Origin of the sequence: Allobosea sp. LC85, assembly GCF_000735605.1 — a bacterium.
In the GTDB taxonomy this organism is placed as follows: domain Bacteria; phylum Pseudomonadota; class Alphaproteobacteria; order Rhizobiales; family Beijerinckiaceae; genus Allobosea.
On record NZ_JPKG01000040.1, the window covers coordinates 79,251 to 103,427 of the forward strand.

The 24,177-nt window shown below is 64.6% G+C and carries 25 protein-coding genes and 4 tRNA genes; 9 read left to right on the top strand and 20 right to left on the bottom strand.

Annotated features, from left to right (window positions below):
- Positions 1 to 62 precede the first annotated feature (62 nt).
- From nusG to FG93_RS19095, 10 genes are all read right to left on the bottom strand, one after another.
- Positions 63 to 596, bottom strand: coding sequence for a transcription termination/antitermination protein NusG (gene nusG, locus FG93_RS19055; RefSeq protein WP_043237137.1), 534 nt, complete (start codon positions 594 to 596; stop codon positions 63 to 65).
- A 13-nt stretch (positions 597 to 609) separates the two neighbouring features.
- On the bottom strand, positions 610 to 804 hold the full coding sequence (gene secE / locus FG93_RS19060; RefSeq protein WP_043237138.1) for a preprotein translocase subunit SecE: 195 nt from the start codon (positions 802 to 804) through the stop codon (positions 610 to 612).
- A gap of 153 nt (positions 805 to 957) precedes the next feature.
- On the bottom strand, positions 958 to 1,092 hold the full coding sequence (locus FG93_RS33870) for a hypothetical protein (RefSeq protein WP_280114149.1): 135 nt from the start codon (positions 1,090 to 1,092) through the stop codon (positions 958 to 960).
- Between the two features lie 95 nt (positions 1,093 to 1,187).
- Positions 1,188 to 1,263: transfer RNA gene (locus tag FG93_RS19065), tRNA-Trp, on the bottom strand.
- 133 nt (positions 1,264 to 1,396) lie between these two features.
- Entirely contained in the window at positions 1,397 to 2,587 is a 1,191-nt protein-coding gene (tuf, locus tag FG93_RS19070) for an elongation factor Tu (RefSeq protein WP_043237140.1), read from the bottom strand.
- 381 nt (positions 2,588 to 2,968) lie between these two features.
- Positions 2,969 to 3,484, bottom strand: coding sequence for a hypothetical protein (locus tag FG93_RS19075; RefSeq protein ID WP_152579511.1), 516 nt, complete (start codon positions 3,482 to 3,484; stop codon positions 2,969 to 2,971).
- 300 nt (positions 3,485 to 3,784) lie between these two features.
- Positions 3,785 to 5,077, bottom strand: coding sequence for a nicotinate phosphoribosyltransferase (gene pncB / locus FG93_RS19080; RefSeq protein ID WP_043237143.1), 1,293 nt, complete (start codon positions 5,075 to 5,077; stop codon positions 3,785 to 3,787).
- Positions 5,078 to 6,393: 1,316 nt separating this feature from the next.
- Positions 6,394 to 6,467: transfer RNA gene (locus tag FG93_RS19085), tRNA-Gly, on the bottom strand.
- Positions 6,468 to 6,516: 49 nt separating this feature from the next.
- Positions 6,517 to 6,601, bottom strand: a tRNA-Tyr gene (locus tag FG93_RS19090).
- Positions 6,602 to 6,787: 186 nt separating this feature from the next.
- A complete protein-coding gene (locus tag FG93_RS19095) occupies positions 6,788 to 7,348 on the bottom strand; it encodes an AAA family ATPase (RefSeq protein WP_052513932.1) in 561 nt (186 codons plus the stop codon).
- 131 nt (positions 7,349 to 7,479) lie between these two features.
- Here FG93_RS19095 and rlmB point away from each other — a divergent pair, with 131 nt between their 5' ends.
- Positions 7,480 to 8,283, top strand: a complete 804-nt coding sequence (rlmB, locus tag FG93_RS19100) for a 23S rRNA (guanosine(2251)-2'-O)-methyltransferase RlmB (RefSeq protein ID WP_043237145.1) — start codon at positions 7,480 to 7,482, stop codon at positions 8,281 to 8,283.
- A gap of 6 nt (positions 8,284 to 8,289) precedes the next feature.
- Here the strand turns inward: rlmB and FG93_RS19105 are convergent, their stop codons facing one another.
- Positions 8,290 to 8,625: a hypothetical protein gene (locus tag FG93_RS19105; RefSeq protein WP_152579512.1), complete on the bottom strand. Its 336-nt coding sequence runs from the start codon at positions 8,623 to 8,625 to the stop codon at positions 8,290 to 8,292.
- Between the two features lie 473 nt (positions 8,626 to 9,098).
- Between FG93_RS19105 and FG93_RS19110 the strand changes: the two genes are divergently transcribed.
- The 5 genes from FG93_RS19110 (at position 9,099) to FG93_RS19130 (ending at position 13,511) form a co-directional block, all read left to right on the top strand.
- Entirely contained in the window at positions 9,099 to 10,775 is a 1,677-nt protein-coding gene (locus FG93_RS19110) for an MFS transporter (RefSeq protein WP_244448656.1), read from the top strand.
- Positions 10,776 to 10,893: 118 nt separating this feature from the next.
- Positions 10,894 to 10,968: transfer RNA gene (locus tag FG93_RS19115), tRNA-Thr, on the top strand.
- A gap of 86 nt (positions 10,969 to 11,054) precedes the next feature.
- A complete protein-coding gene (locus FG93_RS19120) occupies positions 11,055 to 11,531 on the top strand; it encodes a hypothetical protein (protein ID WP_152579513.1) in 477 nt (158 codons plus the stop codon).
- Positions 11,532 to 11,733: 202 nt separating this feature from the next.
- The gene (locus tag FG93_RS19125; protein WP_244448657.1) at positions 11,734 to 12,603 is read left to right on the top strand and encodes an MBL fold metallo-hydrolase; all 870 of its coding nucleotides are present in this window, start codon (positions 11,734 to 11,736) and stop codon (positions 12,601 to 12,603) included.
- A gap of 134 nt (positions 12,604 to 12,737) precedes the next feature.
- The gene (locus FG93_RS19130; RefSeq protein ID WP_043237152.1) at positions 12,738 to 13,511 is read left to right on the top strand and encodes an NAD kinase; all 774 of its coding nucleotides are present in this window, start codon (positions 12,738 to 12,740) and stop codon (positions 13,509 to 13,511) included.
- A gap of 18 nt (positions 13,512 to 13,529) precedes the next feature.
- On the opposite strand, the gene FG93_RS19135 is transcribed toward FG93_RS19130, so the two are convergent.
- Both FG93_RS19135 and FG93_RS19140 read right to left on the bottom strand, forming a co-directional pair.
- Positions 13,530 to 14,744, bottom strand: a complete 1,215-nt coding sequence (locus tag FG93_RS19135) for a DUF2336 domain-containing protein (RefSeq protein WP_043237154.1) — start codon at positions 14,742 to 14,744, stop codon at positions 13,530 to 13,532.
- Complete coding sequence (locus FG93_RS19140; RefSeq protein WP_043237155.1) at positions 14,741 to 15,808, bottom strand: hypothetical protein; 1,068 nt, start codon at positions 15,806 to 15,808, stop codon at positions 14,741 to 14,743. The genes FG93_RS19135 and FG93_RS19140 overlap by 4 nt, the downstream gene beginning before the upstream one ends.
- Before the next feature lie 137 nt (positions 15,809 to 15,945).
- Between FG93_RS19140 and FG93_RS19145 the strand changes: the two genes are divergently transcribed.
- Both FG93_RS19145 and FG93_RS19150 read left to right on the top strand, forming a co-directional pair.
- Positions 15,946 to 16,443 carry a MaoC family dehydratase gene (locus FG93_RS19145; protein WP_043237156.1) on the top strand — a complete coding sequence of 166 codons (498 nt, stop codon included), beginning with the start codon at positions 15,946 to 15,948 and terminating at the stop codon, positions 16,441 to 16,443.
- Between the two features lie 4 nt (positions 16,444 to 16,447).
- Positions 16,448 to 17,326, top strand: coding sequence for a CoA ester lyase (locus tag FG93_RS19150; protein WP_043237157.1), 879 nt, complete (start codon positions 16,448 to 16,450; stop codon positions 17,324 to 17,326).
- 44 nt (positions 17,327 to 17,370) lie between these two features.
- Here the strand turns inward: FG93_RS19150 and FG93_RS32950 are convergent, their stop codons facing one another.
- From FG93_RS32950 to FG93_RS19160, 3 genes are read right to left on the bottom strand one after another with little or no spacing between them, the layout of a single operon-like run.
- Positions 17,371 to 17,517, bottom strand: a complete 147-nt coding sequence (locus tag FG93_RS32950; RefSeq protein ID WP_161783844.1) for a hypothetical protein — start codon at positions 17,515 to 17,517, stop codon at positions 17,371 to 17,373.
- 45 nt (positions 17,518 to 17,562) lie between these two features.
- Complete coding sequence (locus tag FG93_RS19155; RefSeq protein WP_043237158.1) at positions 17,563 to 18,168, bottom strand: flavin reductase family protein; 606 nt, start codon at positions 18,166 to 18,168, stop codon at positions 17,563 to 17,565.
- A gap of 4 nt (positions 18,169 to 18,172) precedes the next feature.
- Complete coding sequence (locus FG93_RS19160; RefSeq protein ID WP_043237159.1) at positions 18,173 to 18,742, bottom strand: nitroreductase; 570 nt, start codon at positions 18,740 to 18,742, stop codon at positions 18,173 to 18,175.
- A 138-nt stretch (positions 18,743 to 18,880) separates the two neighbouring features.
- On the opposite strand from FG93_RS19160, the gene FG93_RS19165 reads away from it, so the two are divergent.
- The gene (locus tag FG93_RS19165; protein WP_244448658.1) at positions 18,881 to 19,834 is read left to right on the top strand and encodes a DUF4493 domain-containing protein; all 954 of its coding nucleotides are present in this window, start codon (positions 18,881 to 18,883) and stop codon (positions 19,832 to 19,834) included.
- A gap of 28 nt (positions 19,835 to 19,862) precedes the next feature.
- On the opposite strand, the gene FG93_RS19170 is transcribed toward FG93_RS19165, so the two are convergent.
- The 4 genes from FG93_RS19170 to FG93_RS19185 form a co-directional block, all read right to left on the bottom strand.
- Positions 19,863 to 20,525 (bottom strand): GDSL-type esterase/lipase family protein, encoded by a 663-nt coding sequence (locus tag FG93_RS19170; RefSeq protein WP_052513933.1) that lies wholly within the window; start codon positions 20,523 to 20,525, stop codon positions 19,863 to 19,865.
- A gap of 104 nt (positions 20,526 to 20,629) precedes the next feature.
- On the bottom strand, positions 20,630 to 21,835 hold the full coding sequence (locus FG93_RS19175) for an OpgC family protein (RefSeq protein WP_152579515.1): 1,206 nt from the start codon (positions 21,833 to 21,835) through the stop codon (positions 20,630 to 20,632).
- Positions 21,836 to 22,266: 431 nt separating this feature from the next.
- Entirely contained in the window at positions 22,267 to 22,887 is a 621-nt protein-coding gene (locus FG93_RS19180; protein ID WP_043237163.1) for a GDYXXLXY domain-containing protein, read from the bottom strand.
- Positions 22,887 to 24,173 carry a DUF2157 domain-containing protein gene (locus tag FG93_RS19185; protein WP_043237164.1) on the bottom strand — a complete coding sequence of 429 codons (1,287 nt, stop codon included), beginning with the start codon at positions 24,171 to 24,173 and terminating at the stop codon, positions 22,887 to 22,889. The genes FG93_RS19180 and FG93_RS19185 overlap by 1 nt, the downstream gene beginning before the upstream one ends.
- Between the last annotated feature and the right edge of the window lie 4 nt (positions 24,174 to 24,177).

Genomic DNA, 24,177 nt, shown 5'->3' on the forward strand with positions numbered 1-24,177 from the left:
TTAAAAGTGGCTTAACCAACAAGCCGCCGCAGAAAAAATGCGGCGATCGCGCAAGAGAGCGATCAGATCTTCTCGACCTGCCCGTATTCGAGCTCGACCGGCGTGGCGCGGCCGAAGATCGAGACCGCGACCTTGAGGCGGGCACGCGCGTGATCGACATCCTCGACGACACCGTTGAACGAGGCGAAGGGGCCGTCGGCGACCTTGACCTGTTCGCCGACCTCGAAGACCACCGTCGGCTTCGGGCGTTCGATGCCTTCGGCGACCTGGCCCTTGATCCGCATCGCCTCGTGCTCGGGGATCGGCATGGGCTTGGCCTTGTCGGCCCCCAGGAAGCCGGTGACCTTCGGCGTGTTCTTGATCAGGTGATAGACCTCATCGGTCATCTCGCACTTCACCAGGACGTAGCCGGGGAAGAATTTGCGCTCGGCGTCCACCTTGCGGCCACGACGAACCTCGACGACCTTCTCGGTCGGGACCAGCACCTCGTCGAACTTGTCGGCGAGATTGCGCTGCGCCGCCTGATCGCGGATCGACTGCGCGACCTTGTTCTCGAAGTTGGAATAGGCGTGGACGATGTACCAGCGGGTGCTCACGTCAAAACTCCGCTCAGCGTGCGCCGAGGATGAAACCGAGCGACCAGCGAATGATCGTGTCGGTAAAGAGGAAGAACAGGCTCGCAGCCACGACCATGGCCAGCACGAGGCCGGTGGTGATCAGCGTCTCGCGCCGCGACGGCCAGGTAACCTTCGCGGCCTCGGAGCGCACCTCCTGCAGGAACTGGAAGGGGTTGGACTTCGCCATTGAGTGGTCACCTCGGTTTCGGGCCGCGCCCGATTCGGACGTCCTGAAAGATTCGCGGCGCGGGGCTCAGGGAGCCGCGCGCCGTCTTTAGGCCTCTTACAACGCCCCGGCACGTTAGCCAAGCGCTTTTGATCCGAAGCGCCTTTGCCGGCCTCAAGGCGCCCGGAACTTGCGGCAGGCGATCAGGAGGAAAAGCAGAACCAGCAAAAAGCCACAGCCGAAATCAATCTGGCGCTTGCTACGCAGCTCCGGCAGGAAGCGGTGCAGCAAAGCCCATGCGGTCACCATCGAGACCGTGGATCAAGCGCGGAATCTGACTGTAGCCTTGGAAAAAGGTCTCGGCGTCAAAGATGTTCTGCGTCATCGCAGCATGATCGCGAGACTGGCAGGGGCGGCAGGGCTCGAACCTGCGACACCCGGTTTTGGAGACCGGTACTCTACCAACTGAGCTACACCCCTGTAGTCGCGCAGTGCTTTGCCCCAACCCGCCGCGCATTTCAAGTCGAAAACGAACCGATATCGACAAGGCTGTGAGCAAAAGGAAAGGGCGGCGTTTCCGCCGCCCTTTCCGATCTCGATGGCGTGCTGTCGATCAGGCGATGATGCTGGCGACGACGCCGGCGCCGACGGTCCTGCCGCCTTCGCGGATGGCGAAGCGCAGCTTCTCCTCCATCGCGATCGGCACGATCAGGTGCACTTCCATGGCGATGTTGTCGCCAGGCATCACCATCTCGGTGCCCTCAGGCAGGTGCACCACGCCGGTCACGTCCGTCGTGCGGAAGTAGAACTGCGGGCGGTAGTTGGTGAAGAACGGCGTGTGGCGGCCGCCCTCTTCCTTCGTCAGGATGTAGGCCTCGGCCTTGAACTTGGTGTGCGGCTTCACCGAACCCGGCTTGCACAGCACCTGGCCGCGCTCGACGTCCTCGCGCTTCGTGCCGCGCAGCAGCGCGCCGATGTTGTCGCCCGCCTGGCCCTGGTCCAGCAGCTTGCGGAACATCTCGACGCCGGTCACCGTCGTCTTCACGGTGTCCTTCAGCCCGACGATCTCGATTTCCTCGCCGACCTTGACGATGCCGCGCTCGACGCGGCCGGTCACCACCGTGCCGCGGCCCGAGATCGAGAACACGTCTTCGACCGGCATCAGGAACGGCTGGTCGATCGGACGCTCCGGCTGCGGGATATAGGCATCGACCGTCTTCATCAGCTCGAGAACCGCGTCATGGCCGATCTCGGGCGAGACGTTGTCCAGCGCAGCCTTGGCCGAACCCTTGGTGATCGGGATGTCGTCGCCCGGGAAGTCGTACTTCGACAGAAGCTCGCGGATCTCCATCTCGACCAGCTCGAGCAGCTCGGCGTCGTCGACGAGATCGACCTTGTTCATGAACACCACCAGCGCCGGAACGCCGACCTGGCGCGCCAGCAGGATGTGCTCGCGGGTCTGCGGCATCGGGCCGTCGGCCGCCGACACAACCAGGATCGCGCCGTCCATCTGCGCCGCACCCGTGATCATGTTCTTCACGTAGTCGGCGTGGCCGGGGCAGTCGACATGCGCATAATGCCGGTTCGCCGTCTCGTACTCGACGTGAGCCGTCGAGATCGTGATGCCGCGGGCCTTCTCCTCAGGCGCCTTGTCGATCTGGTCATACGCCGTGAACGACGCGCCGCCGGTCTCGGCCAGAACCTTCGTGATCGCAGCCGTCAAAGACGTCTTGCCATGGTCAACGTGACCAATCGTTCCGATATTGCAGTGCGGCTTCGTCCGCGCAAACTTCTCTTTGGCCATGACACCTTTTCCTCGACGACGGCCATCCCCGGCCGGAAAACGGGGTCGCATTAGGTGGTTTTACGCGTCGATGCAAGCCATGGCGGGCGAGATGCCGCGCGCTAAGCAGTGCTCCGCCCCAACCGCCTCAGCCCTGCGCCCAGGGCGTGATCTCAAGACTGCCGCCGTCGGTCAGCGGGTTAGCGGAAGCGGCTTGGCGCGCAGCCCCTATCCCGGGCCTTGGCAAGAGACCGCCAATCGGCGCCGGTCGAGCACGCGGGCACCAGGCAAAGCCCACCGGCGCCATGCCGCCGGCTGCTATGATTGGGCAGCGCCAAGGACTGCACGCCCCTGCGCGAGAGCAATCGATTACCGCCCCGAACCGACGGAAACTGGCCGCAACTACTCGCGCAGGAGCCAACCGGAGAACGACGCGGAGGCACTGTCTATCGCCTCGTACGCCGGATCACCGCGAATCTGGTCGGCAATGGCGAGCGCAGCAAAGCCGATGAGGATACCCACAGGCGTGGCCGGCACGACCGCGGTCGATGCGGCCCTGACGCCAGTCAGGTTCGGGTATTGCGTCAGCGGCCGCCCGGTCACCCCATCGAGCACGATCACGTCGGCGCTGAAATTCGCCTGTCCACCGGGAGCTATCAGCGATTTCACCACGACCTTCAGCTTGGCCGCGTGCTTGCCCGAAGGCTGTTCGGTAAAGCGTTTGCGAAAGCTGTCGCGAGTGATCTGCGCCAGCGTGCTGTACATCTGCGTCTGGGCGGCCGCGCTCCGGCTGAGGGCCATGAACTTCTCATCCCACGCAGCCTCCTCCGGCGTCGGCCCATTGCCCGCCCCGGCAGGATCACGCCCCGCGGAAACGGGGCGGGTCGATACCGGCATCTGTGTACTGGCATAGGCCATTCCAGCCTTCGGCCAGACTATGGCAGCCTGACCGCCGACAGGCTTTGGCGTTTCGACGATAACGTCGACGATCCTGAGATCACGTATCTCCGAGAAGGTCAGTCCCCGGTCCGGCGTAACGCAGCCGGCAAGCGCCGTTCCCAGAACGGCTGCAAGCAGAAATCGAATCATGGCGTCGAAAAGCCCCCCGGCCCGAAATGCGACTGGCGGGCGTTAACAATCCCGAAATCATTGCACCAGTTGGACCAAGGTATTGGGCTCGCTGGAAAACCGCCCCTATGTGCCGGCGTTCGCTTCGCCTTATTGCGAAGATACCGCGTGCGCCCCGAATACCCGCCGATAGCGCGCGACCTCGCTTGCCTCTCCCGAGGCCTTCTCGGGATTATCGGAGAGCTTCACCGCCGGCCGGCCGTTCACGCGCGTCACCTTGCAGACCAGCGACATCGGATCGAGCGCGCGCGAGCCGTCCGGCGAACAGCCAACGAGGTCGTTGGTGAGATCGGTGCCCCAACCGAAAGCCATGCGCACCTTTCCATTGAAATGCTGGTAGACCCGTTCGATCGCGGCGACCTCGAGCCCGTCCGAGAAAACCAGCAGCTTTTCGCGCGGATCGCGCCCCTTCTCGCGCCACCAGGCGATGATCTGCTCGCCGGCAGCAATCGGCGGGGCACTATCGGGACGGAACCCGGTCCAGTCCGCAACCCAGTCGGGCGCGCGCCGCAGGAAATCCGCGGTCCCGAAGGCGTCAGGCAATGCGATCAGCAGATTGCCGCCATAGACCTTGCTCCACTCCTCAAGCACGCGGTAGGGCGCAGCCAGCATCGTCTCGTCGCTATCGGCCAGCGCCGCGAGCACCATCGGCAGCTCATGTGCGTTGGTGCCGATCGCCTCGAGATCATTGTCCATGGCGAGCAGTACATTCGACGTGCCCGTGAAGCGCGGTCCGAGCCCCTCCTTCAGCGCCTCGATGCACCAGCGCTGCCAGAGATGCCCGTGCCGGCGCCGCGTGCCGAAATCCGAGAGGCGCAGCTCCGGCAATTGCTGCAGGCGTTCGACCTTGGCCCACATCTTGGCCTTGGCGCGGGCATAGAGCACATCGAGCGAGAAGCGCTTCTGGCCAACCATGACCCGGCGCGCGCGCAGCTCGTTGATGATCGCCAGCGCCGGCACCTCCCACATCGTGCTGTGGGTCCAGGGACCGCTGAAATGCAGTTCATACTGGCCGTCCACCCGTCTGAGCTCGTATTCCGGCAACTGGAATTCGGCGAGCCAGGCCAGGAAATCCGGCGAGAACATCTGCGTCCTGCCGTAGAAGCTGTTGCCCGCGAGCCAGATCAACTCCTTCTTGCTGAAGCGCAAACCGCGGGCATGATCGAGCTGCGCCCTGAGTTCGTTCTCATCGACGAGATCGGCGAGCCGGAAGTGGCGCGAACGGTTGATCAGCGAGAAGGTGACCTGCACATCCGGATGAAAGCTCCGGATCATCTGCAGCATCAGCAGCTTGTAGAAATCCGTGTCGAGCAGGCTGCGAATGATCGGGTCGAGCCGCCAGCCGTGGTTGTAGGTTCTCGTCGCGATATCGGTCAGGGTCATGCGGCGCGCGAGTCCGTGCGGCTGAAGGGCCGAAAAGAACTAGGCGAGATCGCGCGCCTTGAACATCCACCCGAATTCGCGTGGGGGGTGAGCGGCGTGCAGGGCAGTATTTCGGGCCGAGCGTGGGCGTAACGCAACTGTCGGCGCATAGCGCCTCCGGAGGAGCGCAACCATGAGCGCACCACCTCGACATTGGCGACGCGTTAGTCCGGCTCAGGGTCAGGAAACTTGGAATGGGCCCATATGCCTGCAGGGAAGGGAGCGGGTGAAGGGAATCGCCCCCCGCGCTCAACTTGGAAAGCCAGAAATTAACAATCATTATCAAATACTTAGGCGAAAAACTTGCCCCCCCAGCAAGCGATAGCCCGCTCTAAAGCTCTTCGGGGGATCTCGGGGCCGCAAGGCGCTGGCCACGCGGTGCCCGGCCGCGCAGCCTTGCTGCTGGCATGCAGGTGATCGACGAGGCAGGCTGGTTCACGCTGGTCGGCGGGTAGCGCGCGTCCAACGCTCGGCCGGCTCCTAATAGTGCTTCGAATAGCGGTCTGAGGACGAATAGACCGACAGGCATTCAGGCCAGTACATGGATTGGATTGTTCGATTGACCGGAATAGCACAGACAGGAGCAAGCTGCGCGCTCCTGTATTGCGTCGCCTGGCAGCCCGACAACAAAATCCCGCTGGCGATCAGCAGGCATACCCGTTGAACCGTTCCCATCGTCCTGGCTCCTGTTGCGAGCTATATTCAATAGCTTCGCTGCGAACAGTTTCAATTTATCCGGCTACCCGGCCGCGCGATCTCGATAACCATATGAGGCACAGTAAGGTCTCAGATAGTTCTTTTTCTCCGGCGAAATTGACGATGTATCGCTCGATAACTCAACATTTTTTTGACCTGCCGCGCGACTGCATCCACCCGCGCGCCAAAAACGCCGTCGCGCCTTGGTTGTCGGTCGAGGACCGGCTGGTCACCTGGCCGTCCGCGCCATCCATGGTCTGGCTTTGGCTGTCGGCCTTGGGCGGGAAGCAGTCGAGTATGGCGATCCCTCTCGGCTTGCCGTCAGGCCCATAGGTCTAGCCGCCACAGAAAGCCGATGCCGATGCGATGCTCGCCAGCAGAGCCCGCGTGGCGATGACGACGGTCGTCCTGCTCATGCACCTGTCTGCTGCCTGCGGCTCTAGCCCCCGTCGCGCGGCCGGGGACGCGATCCCCAGTGATTCGTCCCTCGCATCGGCGCGGCGTTCGGGCGCGGCTGTTGGCCCGGCGTTGGCCGGTGAATTCTCTTGGCTGCGCGATTGCAGGTAAGTCTTTGAAAAGATTGGAGCGGGTGAAGGGAATCGAACCCTCGTATTCAGCTTGGAAGGCTGCTGCTCTACCATTGAGCTACACCCGCGCCGGGTGCGACGCCGCCTGACGGCAGCATCAACATAGACAGGACACGATGGTGGGGGAAGCAGGACTCGAACCTGCGAAGGCATAGCCAGCGGATTTACAGTCCGCCCCCTTTGCCGCTCGGGACATTCCCCCGCCGTGTCGCGGACACGCGCCGTGAAGCAGCGTCGTCCAAGCGCCTGTTTCACTTTCGTGACGGGCAACAGGCGCGGCCGGACTTATGGTGACCGGGCTCCGGCGTGTCAACGGCAAAAAACCGTTCACCCACGTTTCCTTGTATCCTTCCCCAGGCCCCTTCCCGGTGCCGGCATGGCCCGAGCCTCAGGAATCGCCTGCAATTCGGGCCTGAATGAAATCCACGCGCTCCTCGACACGACACCGCGGCACTTCGCACAGCCGGTAGCCATAATCGCCATAGGTCGCGACCATCGCCTGGTAGGTGCGTTCGGCCTCGGCGAAATCCTGTTTGCGCTCCTCGTCCTGCCCAAAGATCTCGCGCCAGGGCGGCGCGATGAAGACCTCGCTTCTGTAGCGGAACTGTCTTGCCGCGTTGTCCACATGTGCAGGAACGGCAAGCCCCGAGAGACTCAGATAACCCGCAATATCGGGAACCCCTCGATCAAAGATGATCCGCCCAGCCCGTTCCCTGGCAGCCTCGTGGGAACGCAATTCCCAGCCCAGCATCAGTTCGGCGAAGAGCTCACGATCGGCCCAGGGCAATGCCTGCCCCCCGATCGCCACCTGATCGCGAATGATGGCGCGGCCGGCTTCTGGAAAACTCGCGAATCCTCGCTTTGAAAGCGCCTCGATCAACGTCGTCTTGCCGGAACCGGGCCCACCGGTAATCACGACGAAGCGCTCGACATCCTCTGTCTTGGCCATCTCGGTCCTTCTCAAACCCTCTTACCTGCGGCAGCGCCCGCCGCTGCACGACACGGAAAATCCGTCGCCCAGGCTGGCAAAGCGCCGCCCGTCATGGCAGGGCATGGGCTGTCACGCTTCGGAGGTCCACCATGCCCGCGCCGTTCCGCTCCAAGCCGGCCAGGCCCGGCGGCAAGCCCTTTGCACGCCGCGACCGCGATGCCGGGCCTCCGCCGCACCGGCCAGGCGATATCGACGAGGCCGTGCTCTACGGTGTCCATCCCGTCATCGAGGCGCTGCGCAACCCTGACCGGCGCTTTCGGCGCCTGCTTGCCACAGAGAACGCCCTGAAGCGGCTGAGCGAGGAGGTCGGCGCGCTGCCGCTCGAACCCGAGCTGGTCCGCCCTTCCGAGATCGACCGCCTGCTCACCCCCGACGCCGTGCACCAGGGACTTTATCTGGTCTGCGATCCCCTGCCCTCGCCGGATCTGGACAGCCTGCCCGCCGATGCGATCGTGCTCGCGCTCGACCAGATCACCGACCCGCATAATGTCGGCGCGATCCTGCGCTCGGCCGCGGCCTTCGGCGCCGCCGCAGTGATCGTCACGATTCGCCATTCTCCGGCAGCAACCGGCGTGCTGGCAAAATCGGCATCCGGCGCGCTCGAACATGTCCCGCTGATCGCCGTGCGCAATCTCGGCGATGCGCTGGACCAGCTCGGCAAGCGCGGTTTCCAGCGGATCGGGTTTGATTCGGAGGGCGCGACGGCCTTCGACGAAATCACCCTGCAACGGCCGCTCGTCATGGTCATGGGCGCTGAAGGCAAAGGCCTGCGTCAGCGCAGCCGGGAGCTCTGCGATCACCTGGCAAGGCTGGAAGTACCGGGCGCGATCACCAGCCTCAACGTCTCCAACGCCACCGCGATCGCGCTCTACGCTGCGAGCCGCCGGCGCTGACGACGTTCAGCGCCGGGGCACACTGCGGATGCGCGCGCCTTCCTCGGCGCGGGCATAGCCCCCCTGTTCGCCGAACCGGATGATGCGGACGACCGGCCGCTGGCGCGAACCTTCCAGCCGGTAGATCACCGGTTCGGGCGTCGGCGGCCGCGGAATACCCACCATCACCGGCGTGTAATCCAGGGAGCGATCGACGGTCCGCTCCGACTCGCGCTCCTGCAGGATCACGGTGTCGCGGCCGGAATCGAAGGGGGAGTACCAGGGACCACCGACGAATCCCGGATGGCCGAGGAAGCGCCGGGCATGCCCATGCCGGAATATCGCTCCGTTCCGGCGCGCCATGTGCCGAAAGCCGGGAGCCATTCGCGGCGCAAACGACGGCGGCGCGGCCGGCGCGAAAGCCCTGCCCGGCCCAGCCGCAGCAGCCTCGTTGGCAGGGCTCAGGAAAACGATGAATGCTAGAAGCGGCAACGTTGCATGGATGCGCGGCATCGGCGCGCTCCCTTTCCCCGCATCAATTCAGCTTCGTGCCGACTATAGGACGGTCAGCGCCACACTGCCAATCCGGCAAAATCCGCTGGGCGCATAAATGGAGGCAAGACCTCTACGCCTTAAGTCTTACGCCGAACGATGCAAGACCAAGTGCTTGATTGCACACCGTTTCACGTAAGCGCATTCCTGTGCAATTGCCGGATCAGTGCAAGCGATACTTCACCCGGCAGGCAGTGGCATCGTGTCGCAAGAAATCGAGCCACAGGGAAACGGGCAGCCCGGGGGATATTCCCGATGCCGGGCACTATTCAGGGGAGAACGCCATGAGCATGGCAGCACAGACATCGGGGGCTGCGGCGACGCGACGCCCCATGACGAAGGAAGAGAAGCGCGTCATTCTCGCTTCCTCGCTCGGTACCGTCTTCGAATGGTATGATTTCTATCTCTACGGGTCGCTCGCCGTGATGATCGGCGCGCATTTCTTCTCGGCTTTCGATCCGAATACGCGCGCCATCTTCGCGCTGCTCGCCTTCGCCGCCGGCTTCCTCGTCCGCCCCTTCGGCGCGCTGTTCTTCGGCCGCCTGGGGGATCTCATCGGCCGCAAATACACCTTCCTCGTCACCATCGTGATCATGGGCGCCTCGACCTTCCTGGTCGGCCTGCTCCCCAGCTACAACTCGATCGGCTGGATCGCACCGGTGATCCTGATCGCGCTGCGCATGCTGCAGGGCCTGGCGCTCGGCGGTGAATATGGCGGCGCGGCTGTCTATGTCGCCGAGCACGCGCCTCCGGGCCGTCGTGGCTTCTACACCTCCTGGATCCAGACCACGGCGACGCTCGGTCTGCTGCTTTCGCTCATCGTCATCCTCGGCATCCGCACCACCATGGGCGAGGCCGAATTCACCGCCTGGGGCTGGCGCATTCCGTTCCTGGCCTCGATCTTCCTGCTGGCGATCTCGGTCTGGATCCGTCTGCAGATGCAGGAATCCCCGGCCTTCAAGAAGATGAAGGAAGAGGGCAGCGGCTCGAAGGCGCCGCTTTCCGAGGCCTTTGGCCAGTGGAAGAACGCTAAGATCGCCCTGCTCGCGCTGTTCGGCCTCACCGCCGGCCAGGCCGTGGTCTGGTACACCGGGCAGTTCTACGCCCTGTTCTTCATCCAGAGCATCCTGAAGGTCGATCTCTATTCGGCCAATGTGCTGATCGCCTGGTCGCTGATCCTCGGCACCGGCGGCTTCATCGTCTTCGGCTCGCTCTCGGACAGGATCGGCCGCAAGCCCGTCATCCTGGCCGGTTGCCTGATCGCGGCGCTGACCTATTTCCCGCTCTTCGGCGCGCTCACCAAGGCTGCCAATCCCGGCCTCGCCGCCGCGCATGAGAACGTCAAGGTCCAGGTCGTTGCCGATCCGGCGACCTGCGGCTCGGTCTTCGACCCGGTCGGCGTGCGCACCTTCACCCAGCCCTGCGACGTCGCCCGCCGCACGCTCGCCTCGCAGGCGATCCAGTACACCCAGGTCCCGGCCCCCGCCGGCACCGCAGCCAAGGTCACGGTCAACGGCAAGGATGTCGCGATCGATGCCGGATTCGCCGCCAGCATCGCGAAGGAAGCGGTGGCCGCCGGCTATCCCGCGGCGGGCGACGCCCGCATCGTCAAGACCGGCTTCACGAATGCGCTGTTCAACGCCCAGTCGCTGACCATCATCGGCATCCTGACGATCCTCGTCATCTATGTGACGATGGTCTACGGCCCGATCGCCGCCGCCCTGGTCGAACTCTTCCCGACCCGCATCCGCTACACCGGCATGTCGCTGCCCTACCATATCGGCAACGGCTGGTTCGGTGGCCTGCTGCCGGCGACCTCCTTCGCCATGGTGGCCGGCACCGGCGACATCTTCTACGGCCTCTGGTACCCGATCGTGATCGCGATGATGACCTTCGTCATCGGCATGCTCTTCGTGCCCGAGACCAAGGATCGCGACATCCTCACCTACGACAACAACTGATCGGCCCCTCACCGATGAATGCGAGCCCCGCCTCCTCGAGGCGGGGCTTTTCTTTGGGCAAGCAGTTCCCGATCTTGCCCTCGCCGCGCGCGGCTGGTAACCGCTTCTGACTGACCGGGCCGGATTAGCTCAGCGGTAGAGCAGCGGTTTTGTAAACCGAAGGTCGGGGGTTCAATCCCCTCATCCGGCACCACACATCTCTGGCTCGCTTCGTGCGGCCGGTCTGCGGCGCAGACGTGCAAGCAATGGTGTGAGAGCCTCCGGGCTAGGCGAACGGCCATGGACAGACGGGAACACTTGCTTGCGCTGGCCGAGCGCTGCGAAACCGCCGAGCGGCCCGACCGCGCGCTCGATGCCGATATCTATGAAGCGCTGGGCTTCACCGTGCGTCGCAAGCCGAGCCATCTCGTCGGCCGCCGCACGCCAATGGGCGGCATCTATCAGCAGGGTTCGCTCTGGAAGGCGCTCGGCTTGGTCAGCGCCAATATCGACGTCGCGATCAATCTCCTGCGCCAGAAGGCTCCGGACTGGAGCTGGAGCCTGAAATGCCTGGCCGAGGAAGACAGCGCGGCCTTCCAGGCCCTGGTCGCGGAATGCTCGGGCAACGCCATGCTTGGCTCATTGGCCCTTTGCGCGGCCATGTTGCGAGCCCTCGCCCGCTATGACGGGCTGATGGTCGCCGGCTCGCCTTCGCAAGAGCACCGCGAGCCAGCCGACGGCCAGAACGGCCAGAGTGCACCACTCACGGAAAGTTGACCTCGCAACGATCCCGCGCGGTTGAAGCCCAGAGATCGGACGCTAGGCTGCTGCGCAGGCCGAAGACGTGCCTAGGGAGACTGCAATGCTGCCTTTTAGTCCGTCGCGCCGCACCGTGATTGCCGGTGCCGGCGCGCTCGCTGCTGCCGCTACGTTGGATTTGCCCGCCGGGTTCACACCGGCTCAAGCGCAAGGAGCCCCCGTGAATCAGGCACCCGGATTCTATCGCTACAAGATCGGTGACCTGACCCTCACCGCGATCAATGACGGCTTCGCCCGTCGTCCGCTCGAAGGCTTCGTCCGCAATGCCGAGCTCGCGGAGGTCAAGACGGCGATGGCGCAGGCCTTCCTGCCCGCCGATGCCTTGAACATCACCTTCACGACGCTCGCCATCCAGAGCGGTGGAAAGGTCATCCTGATCGATACCGGCAATGGCGATTCGGGCGCGCCGACCTCCGGAACCTGGCTCGCCAATTTCCGCGCCGCCGGCTTCGATCCCAAGGATGTCTCCACCGTCGTCTTCAGCCATTTCCATGGCGACCATATCAACGGCTTCCGCCTGAAGGACGGCTCGGCCGTTTTCCCCAATGCCGAGGTCATGGTCCCCGCCGCGGAATGGGCCTTCTGGATGGACGACGCCAGGATGAGCGCCGCGCCCGAGGCCATGAAGGGGGCGTTTGGCGGCGTCCGCCGCGTCTTCGGCCCAGTCGCCAAGGATGTGAAGCAGTTCGAGGCCGGCAAGGAGATCCTGCCCGGCATCACCGCCATTGCGGCCCCCGGTCATACGCCCGGCCACACCGTCTTCGCGCTCAGCTCCGGCTCGGCAAGGATGATGGTGATGTCGGACACGACCAACCACCCAGCCCTCTTCGTGCGCAATCCGGACTGGTCGGCGGTGTTCGATCTGGACGGCCCGCAGGCCGCCGCCACACGCCGCAAGCTGCTCGACATGGTCTCTGCCGACAAGATGCAGGTCGCATTCTACCATGCGCCATTCCCGGCCACCGGCTTCATCGCGAAATCCGGCAACGGTTTCGAGCTCGTGCCCGTGCAATGGAGCACGTCCATCTGAGACATACGGCATCGCCGCACATCGAGCCGGGGGCGACCCCGGCTTTTTTATGTCCGCCTGGCTCGCCCCTTCTGTCACCGCCGTGCTATGCCAGCCGTTCCTTGCCCCTGAGCCTGGCTGATCCGGACCCCTTGATGACCGCGCGCTTCGCAGCCATCTCCTTCGTCGCCAGTGAGACGCCAGAGGCCGAAGCCGCGCTGGAAAAGCTCGTCGCGCGCTACGGCAATGCCGATTGCGACAGCGCCGATGTCATCGTTGCGCTTGGTGGCGACGGGCTGATGCTGCAGACGCTGCATCGCTTCATCGGTACCGGCAAGCCGATCTACGGCATGAATCGCGGCTCGGTCGGCTTCTTGATGAACGAGTTCCGCGAGCGTGGCCTGACCAAGCGGCTGGAATCCGCCCATCGCAGCATCGTCCACCCGCTTTCAATGCTCGCTATCGACGAGAATGGCCGGGAATACCGTGCCAGGGCGATCAACGAAGTGTCCCTGCTGCGCCGCTCCTACCAGGCGGCGAAGCTGCGGCTTTCGGTCGATGGCCAGGTACGGCTGGAAGAACTCATTTCCGACGGCATCCTGCTGGCAACACCTGCGGGCTCGACAGCCTACAATCTCTCGGCCAATGGTCCGATCCTGCCGCTCGACGCGCCTCTGCTGGCCTTGACCCCGATCGCCGCATTTCGCCCGCGGCGCTGGCGCGGGGCGCTGCTTCCCGACCAGGCGCAGGTCATGATCGAGGTGCTCGAAGCACCAAAACGCCCGGTCAGCGCCATGGCCGACCACATCCAGATCGACAATGTCGTCTCCGTCGCGATTGCAATCGACCGGAGCATCGACCTCGTCATGCTGCACGATCCCGGCCACAGCCTGGATGAACGCATCCTACGCGAGCAATTCGGCTACTGACGGCCCGATGACGACGCCTCAGGCGGCGGTTCGAAGATCCGCCTCGTCGAGTTCGACGAGCAGGGACGGATCGGCCTCGACCAGCAAGGCGAACGCCGCATCGTCTGCAAACGAATCCGCCATCAGCCGCGCTTCCTCGCGCGCCGCCTCGGCATCGAGCCGCCGCAGCAGCCCGTTCAGCGAATCGGCCTCGCTGCCTTCGAGCCGCTCGCAGCGACTCATGACGCTTGCCATGATGGCGCGGTCGATCCCCCGCGTACCGCTCACACGCTCGAAGCCGGATATGTTCAACGCAGCGATCGCCGCCGCGAAGGCCGGCAGCAACGAGTCCGGCATGCCGGCCTTGCGATAGAGCCCGCGCAAGCTTGCGCCGCTCCGGTCCCGGAGGATCGCCGACACGCGGGCGAGCGGCAGACCGGAGAGCGACGAGAACGCCGCCTCTGCCAGGGCTGGCTCTGCACTCAGGAGCGACCGCAGCATCAGCCCCGGGGTCAGCCGGCCGTTCTCGCGCAGACATTCCACGATCGCAGGCGCATCGCTGTCTTCGCCGCCTGCTGCGAGCGCGACGGCAACCCGCTCGGTCGACTCGCGCGCCAGCCTTGCGCTGCGTTCCGGCGTCAGCCAGCCGCAGTCGGAGACGAAGCTCGCCAACGCATCCGACATCCGCCCTGCAATGGCCTGACGTAGCCCCGCGGGCAGATCGTTCCGGGCAAGCAGCGCCTCGCGCAAGGCCCCGGAGCCGCCCGCGCGCTCGAACATCCGCTCCAGTGAGAATGTCGGAATCCCCGCGCTGCGATTACCTGCCAGGGCCAGCAGCGCTTCCTCGCAGCCGACCTCGGCAAGCGCGGCCGAGACGCTGGTCGGCAGGCAGGGCCGCTGTGCGATCGCGCGTTGCGCCAGAGCATCGCCGACGGCAGCCGCATCGACGAGATCCGCTTCGGTCAGTACCGGTGAATGCGCCAGGACCAGAGCATTCACCTCGCTTTGCTCGGCGATGAGGTTCAGGATCAGCGCACGCGGCGCACGCGGCGAGGTCGCGACCTCCTCGGCTATGGCGCGGCGAACCAGGGGCGACGGGTCGTCGATCAGAGCGATCAGCGCCGTTTCGGCTTCGCGACGATCCTCGTCGGACATGCCGGAGTGCAAATAGGCGCCGGCGAGCGCTGCTGCGCCGGAGGCGCGGGCCTCGGCATTGGCCGTGCGGGCCCAGAGCAGGAAACGGCGAACGATCATGTGCCGCTCCGCTGGACCATGAAGGCGGAAAGATCGAGCGGGGCACGACGCGGCTTCGCTGCGGTTTTAGGGGCAGCGTTGCCAGCCTGTGTCAGATCGACGGGGCGCGAGGGCGGCAAGGGAGCGGTTGTGGCAGTCGGTGGATTCGCCGGCGCGGGTGAGGCGGAGGCGGTGGTTGGCGCGGCGTCGCTCGCGCCCTGCCGCGGGAAATAGCGGTCGGCCGGATCGAGCGCCGCCAGGCGCGAAGCATCGCTGCGCGGCGTGGTCCAGAGATTGGCCACCGCCTTCGACACCGGCTGACGCGAGCCCTCGGTCGAGAACAGGCCGATCAGCCCCTTGGCCCGGTCAGGCGCCAGCGCAGCAGCGATCGGCACCGCCTGGTCAGCACCGGCAGCGGACTTGACGCTCCCTGTCGTGGTTGCCGCGGCAAGCTGCGTGTTGGCATGGCTCGCCGCCAGAACGCCATAGACCTCTTGAGCCGTACGGGCGCGGCCGGCCTTGTCGAAGAAGATGTTGCGATTGGCCGAGGCCGCCTCGGGAAAGTCCTTGGCTGCGATTCGCATCGGATCGTTGCCGACGGCGCGAATGAGGTCGCTCGCGCCGCGCGAGCCAAGCACGTGCGCCATGTAGAGCTCCCCGGCATTCGGCTGGCGGCCGAGCGTCGAGGCAAGCTGGTCGCGGTTCTTCTGGGTCAGCGCCCCGGCCATGACAGCGGCAACCTGCGGATCATTTCGCAGCTGCAGGATCTTTTCTCGCGTTGCAGCGTCGGGCACGCTGAGCCGGCCGGTTTCGTCGGCGCTGATCGCATTGGCATAATCGGAAAGCCCCTGCTTCGGCCCCTCCTGCTTCACCATCGAAAGCCAGGTCTGCTCGATGAACTGAAACAGCCCCGTGGCGCTCGAGGTCTTGGCTTTCGCATCCGGATCAAGCGCCGATTCGCGCTGCGCCGTCTTCAGCAGGTAATCGAAGCCGGCACCGCTCCGTTCGGCGCCGTCGCGAATGGCATTGACGACCGGATTGGCCGGTGCAGTCTCGCGAGTCGTAGGCGTAGTGAACAGGAACATGCAGACTCTCGGGCAGCCCGAGCGCAAGGTGCGGGAGCTCCTGTGGAGACTGGCCCGATTATGGTAAGCGAACCGTTAAACACGCGGAATCACCGAGCCGGCTCGCAGCGCCGGAATGTGGCATTGGAGGAGCGTTCATGACCGAGGTGAAGCGGCACAAGCGCGGCGGAATCTATTTCGAGGATTTCCAGGTCGGCGCGGTCATCGAGCACGGGCTTACGCGCACCGTGACCCAGATGGACAACATGCTCTTCTCGAACATGACCTTGAACCCGCAACCCCTTCATATCGATGCGCATTTCTGCGCCACCGAGACGGAATGGGGTAAGCCGCTGATGAATTCCCTGTTCACGCTCGGGCTGATGATCGGAATTTCCGTCAACGACACCACAGTCGGCACCACCATTGGCAATCTCGGCATGACCGACGTGACCTTCCCTGCCCCGCTATTCGAGGGCGACACCGTGAACTGCGTCACCGAAATCGTCAGCAAGCGTGAATCCCGCTCGCGCCCCGATGCCGGGATCGTCGAGTTCCACCATCGCGCCTATAAGCAGGACGGAACCCTGGTCGCCCAGTGCCGCCGCCAGGCCTTCATGCGTAAGCACCCCGAAGCCACGACGATCGCGGTCTGACCGGATGCGCTCGCTCCTTTTCGTACCGGGCGACAACCCGAAGAAGCTCCAGAAGGGCCTGGAGAGCGGCGCCGATGCGCTGATCCTGGACCTGGAGGATTCTGTCGCACTCGACGGCAAGGCCCTGGCCCGCACAATCAGTCTGGATTTCCTCAAGGCGGCTCGCCAGCAGGCGAAGCGGCCCCTCCTGATCGTGCGTATCAATGCGCTCACGACGAGTCTCAGCGATGCCGATCTCGACATGATCATGCCGGGTGCTCCCGATGCGATCATGCTGCCCAAATCCGAGGGCGGCACCGATGTCTCGCATCTCGCGGCCCGGATCGCAGTTCGCGAGGCCGAATGCGAACTTCCGGACGGCGCGACGCGGATCATTCCCATCGCCACCGAAACCGGAAAGGGCATATTCGGCCTCGGCAGCTATGCCGGCGCAACCCATCGGCTCGCGGCTCTGACCTGGGGGGCGGAAGACCTGTCTGCCGATCTCGGCGCCGAGACCAACCGGCTGAGCGACGGCTCCTATACCGATCCCTACCGCCTCGCCCGTTCGCTCACGCTCTTCGCCGCCGCATCGTCACAGGTCGATGCGATCGACACCGTCTTCACAAACTTCCGTGATGCCGATGGCTTTCGCGCCGAATGCACCGCCGCCCGCCGCGACGGCTTCACCGGCAAGATGGCGATCCACCCGGCGCAGGTTCCGGTCATCAACCAGGTCTTCGCTCCGGCGCCTGAGGACGTCGCCAAGGCCGATGCCATCATCGCCCTGTTCGCGGCCAATCCGGGTGTGGGCGTGATCGGGCTCAACGGCGAGATGCTCGACCGCCCTCACCTTGTCAGGGCGCAGCGCCTGAAGGCGCGGGCCGAGAAACTGGGTCAATGAGCAGGCACAACCGATTCTGAAGAATCGATTTCTCGGCCATCCGATCAGGGAATGCGGATCTGGCGGCAGTTGCGCTGTGTCGAGGACAGGCAATCCTGGGCCTTCCGCGCGCGATCGAGTTCGAAGAGCAGCCAGATTCCGGCGCCAAGCAGCAGAAGCGTGGCGATGATCGCAAGCAGATTGACGGTCATTCGCCAGGCGTCATCCTCGTCAGGCGGCCGCGGCACGGGCCCTGCTCAGCCGCCGGTCGGGCGGATGATCGAGAACAGGTGGTCGACCTCGGCATAGTCCGCGTAGCCGCAGCGGGCGATGGGGTGGGCCGCCGCCGTGTCGAAACGTCCGTCGCGGACATAGGCGTCATCCATGAAGATACCAACGACCTGACCCAGCACCATCCAGCGCGGCACCGGCCGGTCGTCGAGGTCCTTGAGCTGCTGGATGGAGAGCAGCTTGCACTCGAGTGCGGCCGGGCTACCGGCAACACGCGGAGGCTTCACGAATTTAGACTCGGCCATTGCGAGCCCGGAATGCTTGTATTCACTCGCCCCGCGCGGCAGCGGAGCCGATGTCAGGTTCATCTGCTGCGCCAGTGTCTTGGTGACTAGCGAGCAAGTGAACTCACCCGTCTCCTCGATGAAGGAAACCGCGTCCTTCCTGTCCTCGGAGGAGAACATCACGATATGCGGCCGCGACGAGACGGCGTTGAAGAAGCTGTAGGGCGAGAGATTGATCTCACCCTTGGCACTCAGCGCGGTGATCCAGCCGATCGGACGCGGCGTCACGATCGCCTTGAACGGGTCATGCGGCAGGCCGTGGTCCTGGAGTGCGGTTGAGTAGATCATCGGCTCAGGCCCCGTAACGGCTGACGATATCGGCGAGCACCGGCCGGTCCCGGTCGGCGGGGACGGTTTCGGGCGTGCCGATATGGATGAAGCCCGCCATGCGCTCGTCATCAGCCAGCCCGAACGCGGAGAGCACGTCGCGATCGAACGAGAACCAGTTGGTCAGCCAGGAAGCGCCAAAACCCATCGCGTGAGCAGCGACGAGGATGTTCATGCAGACGGCGCCAGCGGAAAGCTCCTGCTCCCATTCCGGAATCTTGACATGTGGCCGCGCGCGCGAAACCACGCCGATGATCAGTGGTGCATAGGTCAGGCGCTTCCGCTCGAACGCAACCTTCTCGTCGTCGGCATCGGGATTCCGGATGCGAAACACCTTTGCGACCACATCGGCTGCCATCTCGCGGGCGGCGCCCTCGAACAGGACGAAGCGCCACGGCGCAAGCTTGCCGTGATCGGGCACGCGCGCGCCGATGGTCAGCAGGTCGCGGAGCTGGTCGATGCTGGGGCCGGGAGCAGTCAGGAATTGCGGCGGCACCGAACGGCGCAGCTTGAGCAGGGCGAGCGTATCGGTCATGAGACTTCCGGGCGAGAGAAACGGCCGGCGGAGCGGACAGGGCCGCCAGCGCCACTGGCATCTGAACTAGTGGTTTGCCATGAAGAGGACAAGCAAGCCTGCTCAGACGCGGGCGCAAGGGCGTCAAGGACCATGAGCATGTTTGAATTGGATCGTTTCCAGAGACGAGTCCGGACCAGTGCGCCGCATGCGCGAATGCTGGCGCGCCTGTCTTCGGCCGTCATGGCGCTGCTCATCTCCCTGACGGCTGCGGTCGCACAGATCGTTCCACTGTCTCCCTCGCCACCGAATACCCCGGCGATCCCCCCCTTGCCGGCGCCGGGAAACACAGCGACGATCGGCTCGGCCAATCTGAGCGCCAGCGCGCAATTCGCCACTGACCGCAAGCCGATCCGCTCCGGCCTCGTCTGGCGTGTCCTGGTCGAGTCCGTCGACGGCTCGCCGCCGCGCATCGTCGCCCGCTCGAATGATGCAGAGCCGGTGTTCTCCCTCGAGCCCGGCTCCTATGTGCTGCACGCAGCCTATGGCTTCGCCAGCGGCACCAAGCGGGTCGTGCTCGGCCCGCAAGGAACGCGCGAACAGATTCCGATCAGCGCCGGCGGCCTCACCCTCGCAGGCTCGATCGGCGAGACGCCGATCCAGGCCGCGCAGCTCTCATTCTCGATCTTCGTACCGTTGCAGGGGAATTCGGAAGGCCGCCTCGTCGGCAATGCCAAGGCAGGCGAACTGATCCGCTTGCCCGAAGGCACCTATCACGTGGTCTCGACCTACGGCGATTCCAACGCAATCCAGCGAGCAGATGTGACCGTGGAATCGGGGAAGGTCACCGACGCCACGCTGCACCACCGCGCCGCACGGGTAACGCTGAAGCTCGTCGCGTCCCCCGGCGGCGAGGCTTTCGCCGGCACCGCCTTCAGCGTGCTGACACCCGGCGGCGACGTCATTCGCGAAGCAATCGGTGCTTTCCCGCAAGTAATCCTGGCCGAAGGCGACTACGTGCTGATTGCGCGTCAGGAAGGCCAGATCTTCTCGAAGGACTTCAAGGTCGAGAGCGGACTCGATCGCGATATCGAGGTCATCGCGACGAAGTGACCCCGCACTCCGCCAGGAGTCGCCACGCTCAGTTGCTGGCCCCGGGAGCTCCCGCAAGCCCCAGTTTGGCCCCGGTCAGTTCGGCGGCAATCCCGTCCGCGATCCTGATTGCGAGGCAGCGATAGCCCGCATCGACCATATGGAGCCCGTCCATGCCAACGAGCTCCTCGGCCGTGAACTGCTTCGATCTCGCCCAGCCTTTCATGATGCCGTAGCGCGGGAACAGCGAAACACCCTGCTCCTCCGCGACCTTTGCCAGGACAGCGCGGTAGTCGTCATATTTCGGATAGCGCTCTTCGCGCGGCAGCCAGGGCAGATCCATCAGGATGGCGTCGACCTCCGCATCACGGAGCTTGTGAATGCCCTTGCGCAGGATTTTCGCCAACTTCTCCTCGCCGATGTCGCGGACAGCGTCGTTGACCGCCGTCTGCCAAATCAACAGCGCCGGTTTCTCCTCAAGGATCTCTGTGTCCATTCGCTGCAGCATGTCATAGGCCGACTGGCCGCCAACGCCCTTGTTGATGACTTTGACCTCGGCCTCGGGCAGCCGGCGTTTGAGTTCGGCCTCGAGAACCGAGGGATAGCTGTGGCTGATCTCGCTGGCCCCTGCTCCGGCGGTGGCCGACGAACCGAGCGCCACGATGGTGAGCTTGCCTGTTTCCCGAAGGACCTTCTTGGCGGCCGGGAGCATCGGTTGGAAAGGAACCTGGGTTGCCCCCGAACGGCAGCGTAGATCGGCCCGGCCGGCGAGCGTCAAGGGTCCAGCCAGAACCGAGCTGGTGACAAATACTGTCGTCAGGATTGCGGCGCAGAACCGTGCAGCCCGGAAGCCGGCTTCTCTGCGGAACCACGGAGCGCGTTGGACTGATACCACGACAGGAAATTTCCTAGCACTGTCAGTATCGTAATGCCACCGAGACAAACCAGCAACTGAATGCTCAGTGCGAAATAGGTTTCGGCAAGAATGATCTGTCCGATGATCGCGAGCACGATACCGGTGCAGAAGATCTCGAGGGAATGCCGGCCCAATACTGCCAGTCGCCGTCCAACCATTCCGCAAACCAGCACCGACTGCGCCGGCACGAAACGAGCGAAGAGCCAGGCAAGAGCCGCCAGATGCAGCAGGCGCGTCCAGGCCAGATTGGTCTTGTCGCTGCCGATCTGCAGGTGCTCGACCCACTCGTTCAGGGCCGTGATGCCAAGCGGGTTTCCCGATGAAACCTTGATGACCAGAGCGAACGCGACAACAGCAAGCGCGAGGGCATCGATGATGGCCGACCTTGGCATTGCGACGCCGATCTGCACGCCGCGCCCGACCACCACGCCAAGCGTAAAGACGAGCTGCCAGGCGAAGGGATTGAAGAACCAGCCCGGCGTACCGGTATTCGGCAGGTTCACCTCGAAAGCGACCGCGACCTGCCAGACCAGTACGGAACCCAGGAGCGTGAGCGCAGGGTTGAAGCGTACCGCACGATAGATCAGCGGAAAGGCAGCCAGCAGCACGATATAGAGCGGCAGGATGTCGAGATAATGAGGCTGGTAGGTCAGCGTCAGCGCATCGACCAGTGCCGACAGCGTGTCGTTGAAGAAGGGCTGGATATTGATCGCTTCGATATAGAGCGGGTTCTGGGTGGTCGTCACGGCCCGCGCCACGACCCCGCAGACGATCACGAAGACCGCGATGTGAGCAATGTAGAGCGTCCAGATGCGGCCGCCGATCCGCAGCGCTCCCATGCCGAGGCCGCGGCGCTCGATCACCGAGCCATAGGCGAGCGTGGCCGAGACGCCGGCCAGGAAAACAAAGATGTCAGCCGCATCCGAGAAGCCGAAATTATGCGGCATCACGGTGGCAACGACGTTTCCCGGCATATGGTTGATGAAGATGATCAACAGCACGAGCCCGCGGACAGCATCGATCCGCATGTCGCGCCCCACCGGTGTCGCGGCCAATGCTCCTGCACCGCGAAGAAGGTAGTGCCCGAATGACGGGACATGCGACACCAGCAGCTTCTCCGGAACACGGCCATCGGTGTTTCAGGCCAACCACCCGGCCCGACAGGTCGGGCCAAACATGAACGGAACCTGCCGATTCCGTTCATCTCACGTTCATATAACGCTACCGACTCCCCCGCTACGGGGAAGCGGGATCACATCTATGTGTCTCCGGAATATGCGCGGAAGATGGCGGCCGCCGCACACTCGCCGAAAATGGCGGCGGCTCGATCAATCACGTCTCCGCGACTGGCGAGCCCCGTCAGCAACACTTTGAGAACATTGGCATTCAAGCACAGACACGCACTGCCCTTGGGCAGCGCGGGCGCGAGCCCTGCGCTAGATCATCGGACCGGATATCGTATCCGGTCCAACAATTTAACCTTCTGTGTTTGCATCGGCTTTCCCGAAAACCGCAATCCACTTTTCGGGCCGATGCCTTAGAAGGGCGGCTCGGCGTGGACCAGCTTGCCGTCGATCAGCAGCCGCTTGATCGCGGAACTGCCTGAGGGCGCAACCGCCGCAACGATCTCGAGCCTGCTGCGTTCCGTGCGCTCGATCGCGAGCCCGGTCCCTTGCGGCACGAAATAGCTCTCGAGCCCGTAGGCGACACGCACTCCGTTGCGGGTTCGCGAGCAATCGACCGTACCGTTCTCCGCTCGCGGGCACGCGCCAGCGGTCAGCACATGACCTTCGATGACCACATCCGCCCCGTTTACCGGCGGCCTGATCTTGTAGGCTCCGACAGGACGGGCGAAGCCATCGGTGCCGGGCGTGAGCTGAACATGGATGGGATCGCCGCGACCGAAGTCGCGGTCGCCTTGGAGCCCCGAAAGATCGAGCGTGCTGATATCATAGTTCAGGACGACATAATCGCCGCGAAACAGATCGCGCGGATCGACTGGGGCCGTCTTCAGCCTCACCTCGCTGCCGGAGCGCAGAATGCGGGCCCGGCCCTCGACGATAATCCCGATCGCGCCGCAGAGCACGAGCATGGAGACGAGAGCCCGGAACATGGCCGGCACGCGGACGACGATCCGGTCGGCGGCAAGCGCGCGCATCACGCCGCCTCTCCAACCGGCCGGGCGAGGCGCGCGAAGAGCCGACGCGCACCGCTGGCAAGCAGAAGCAGCACCGCGCCCGCGATCAGGAAGAACAGCGACTGGTCAAGAAGGCTGCCGATGGTCTGCCAGAGCAGGATCAGGATGGCGACCCCAAACAATGCCGCACCGGCCACGACCAGACGCCGGATCCCGCCCAACGCTCCGGCGGCGATCAGCCCCACGGCACTCGCCAGAACAAGGCTCGCCACCACCACCTTGCCGGGCAGGCGCACCGCCCCGCCCATCCAGAAGATCGTCGGCACCAGGAGTGCAAGCAGGAGGGCGATACCGAGCGGAACGGCGAAGCGCCGCTCGCGTGCCAGTGCGACGAAGGCGACCACGCCAGGTACGGCGACGGCATAGGCGAGATAAACCGGCCAGCTCGCCTGCCCGCCGCGCGACCAGCTTGAATCGAGGATGCGGATCAACTCGACATCAAGCACCACCATCAGCCCCAGCACCCCCCAGGGCAGGCAGGCGGTCAGGAGAGCCGGGCCGCCGCGATCCAGCGCCACCGCGCCGAGCACGACATAGGAGGTCGAGAGCGCGAGGCCATAGGCCAGGAGCCAATAGTCGAACGAACCACGCAGCCAGTCGCCGGGCACGAGCGCCAGCCAGCACGCGAGCGAGAGGACCGCGACATGATGCACGAGCCGGGCTCGGCGCCCCAATGCCATCCACAGCGCCGGCACATAGCCGAGCAGGAAATAGAGGTGGAGCGAGCCGCCGCTATCCTGCCAGCGCCCCCAGCTCCAGCTTGCCAGCGCGATGAACGCGACGATCAAGGCGCCGTCCGAGCGCTGCAGGAAGGCAACCGCCAATGCACCGAGTGCGATCAGGAGCGCGCCACCCGGCCAATCTGTCGGCAAATGATACATCTGGCCGACGAGCGCGACGCCGGCGGCAAAGCAGAGGACGCCGCAGGTCGAAGCAGCATCGGCACCAAGTTCGGAACCTTGGGTTTCGAGGCGGGCCGAAAGGCCGAGCGCGACCACGATGCCAGCCAGGATCATCGCCAGCTTCGTCAGCCGCGGAATCTCCTCCCAGTTTGCTGCAACGAAGGCTGCAACGCTGGCCGCAATGAGCAGCCCGCCGAGCATCCCGAGCAGACCCGGCAGTCGAAAGCCGCCATCACGCTGCAGAGACTCACGAATTGTGGTCGCGCTGCCGGAGCTGACCAGCCCCTCGGCGACCCAGCGACTCAAATCGGCTTCGAGCCGCTTGCGATAAGATCCCGTCAGCATCCCC

Coding starts and splice junctions, on each gene's coding strand:
- secE (WP_043237138.1), bottom strand. CDS start 804: ATGGCGAAGTCCAACCCCTTCCAGTTCCTGCAGGAGGTGCGCTCCGAG.
- FG93_RS33870 (WP_280114149.1), bottom strand. CDS start 1,092: ATGGTGACCGCATGGGCTTTGCTGCACCGCTTCCTGCCGGAGCTGCGT.
- tuf (WP_043237140.1), bottom strand. CDS start 2,587: ATGGCCAAAGAGAAGTTTGCGCGGACGAAGCCGCACTGCAATATCGGA.
- FG93_RS19075 (WP_152579511.1), bottom strand. CDS start 3,484: ATGGCCTATGCCAGTACACAGATGCCGGTATCGACCCGCCCCGTTTCC.
- pncB (WP_043237143.1), bottom strand. CDS start 5,077: ATGACCCTGACCGATATCGCGACGAGAACCTACAACCACGGCTGGCGG.
- FG93_RS19095 (WP_052513932.1), bottom strand. CDS start 7,348: ATGGCCAAGACAGAGGATGTCGAGCGCTTCGTCGTGATTACCGGTGGG.
- rlmB (WP_043237145.1), top strand. CDS start 7,480: ATGCCCGCGCCGTTCCGCTCCAAGCCGGCCAGGCCCGGCGGCAAGCCC.
- FG93_RS19105 (WP_152579512.1), bottom strand. CDS start 8,625: ATGGCGCGCCGGAACGGAGCGATATTCCGGCATGGGCATGCCCGGCGC.
- FG93_RS19110 (WP_244448656.1), top strand. CDS start 9,099: ATGAGCATGGCAGCACAGACATCGGGGGCTGCGGCGACGCGACGCCCC.
- FG93_RS19120 (WP_152579513.1), top strand. CDS start 11,055: ATGGACAGACGGGAACACTTGCTTGCGCTGGCCGAGCGCTGCGAAACC.
- FG93_RS19130 (WP_043237152.1), top strand. CDS start 12,738: ATGACCGCGCGCTTCGCAGCCATCTCCTTCGTCGCCAGTGAGACGCCA.
- FG93_RS19135 (WP_043237154.1), bottom strand. CDS start 14,744: ATGATCGTTCGCCGTTTCCTGCTCTGGGCCCGCACGGCCAATGCCGAG.
- FG93_RS19140 (WP_043237155.1), bottom strand. CDS start 15,808: ATGTTCCTGTTCACTACGCCTACGACTCGCGAGACTGCACCGGCCAAT.
- FG93_RS19145 (WP_043237156.1), top strand. CDS start 15,946: ATGACCGAGGTGAAGCGGCACAAGCGCGGCGGAATCTATTTCGAGGAT.
- FG93_RS19150 (WP_043237157.1), top strand. CDS start 16,448: ATGCGCTCGCTCCTTTTCGTACCGGGCGACAACCCGAAGAAGCTCCAG.
- FG93_RS32950 (WP_161783844.1), bottom strand. CDS start 17,517: ATGACCGTCAATCTGCTTGCGATCATCGCCACGCTTCTGCTGCTTGGC.
- FG93_RS19155 (WP_043237158.1), bottom strand. CDS start 18,168: ATGATCTACTCAACCGCACTCCAGGACCACGGCCTGCCGCATGACCCG.
- FG93_RS19160 (WP_043237159.1), bottom strand. CDS start 18,742: ATGACCGATACGCTCGCCCTGCTCAAGCTGCGCCGTTCGGTGCCGCCG.
- FG93_RS19165 (WP_244448658.1), top strand. CDS start 18,881: ATGTTTGAATTGGATCGTTTCCAGAGACGAGTCCGGACCAGTGCGCCG.
- FG93_RS19170 (WP_052513933.1), bottom strand. CDS start 20,525: ATGCTCCCGGCCGCCAAGAAGGTCCTTCGGGAAACAGGCAAGCTCACC.
- FG93_RS19180 (WP_043237163.1), bottom strand. CDS start 22,887: ATGCGCGCGCTTGCCGCCGACCGGATCGTCGTCCGCGTGCCGGCCATG.
- FG93_RS19185 (WP_043237164.1), bottom strand. CDS start 24,173: ATGCTGACGGGATCTTATCGCAAGCGGCTCGAAGCCGATTTGAGTCGC.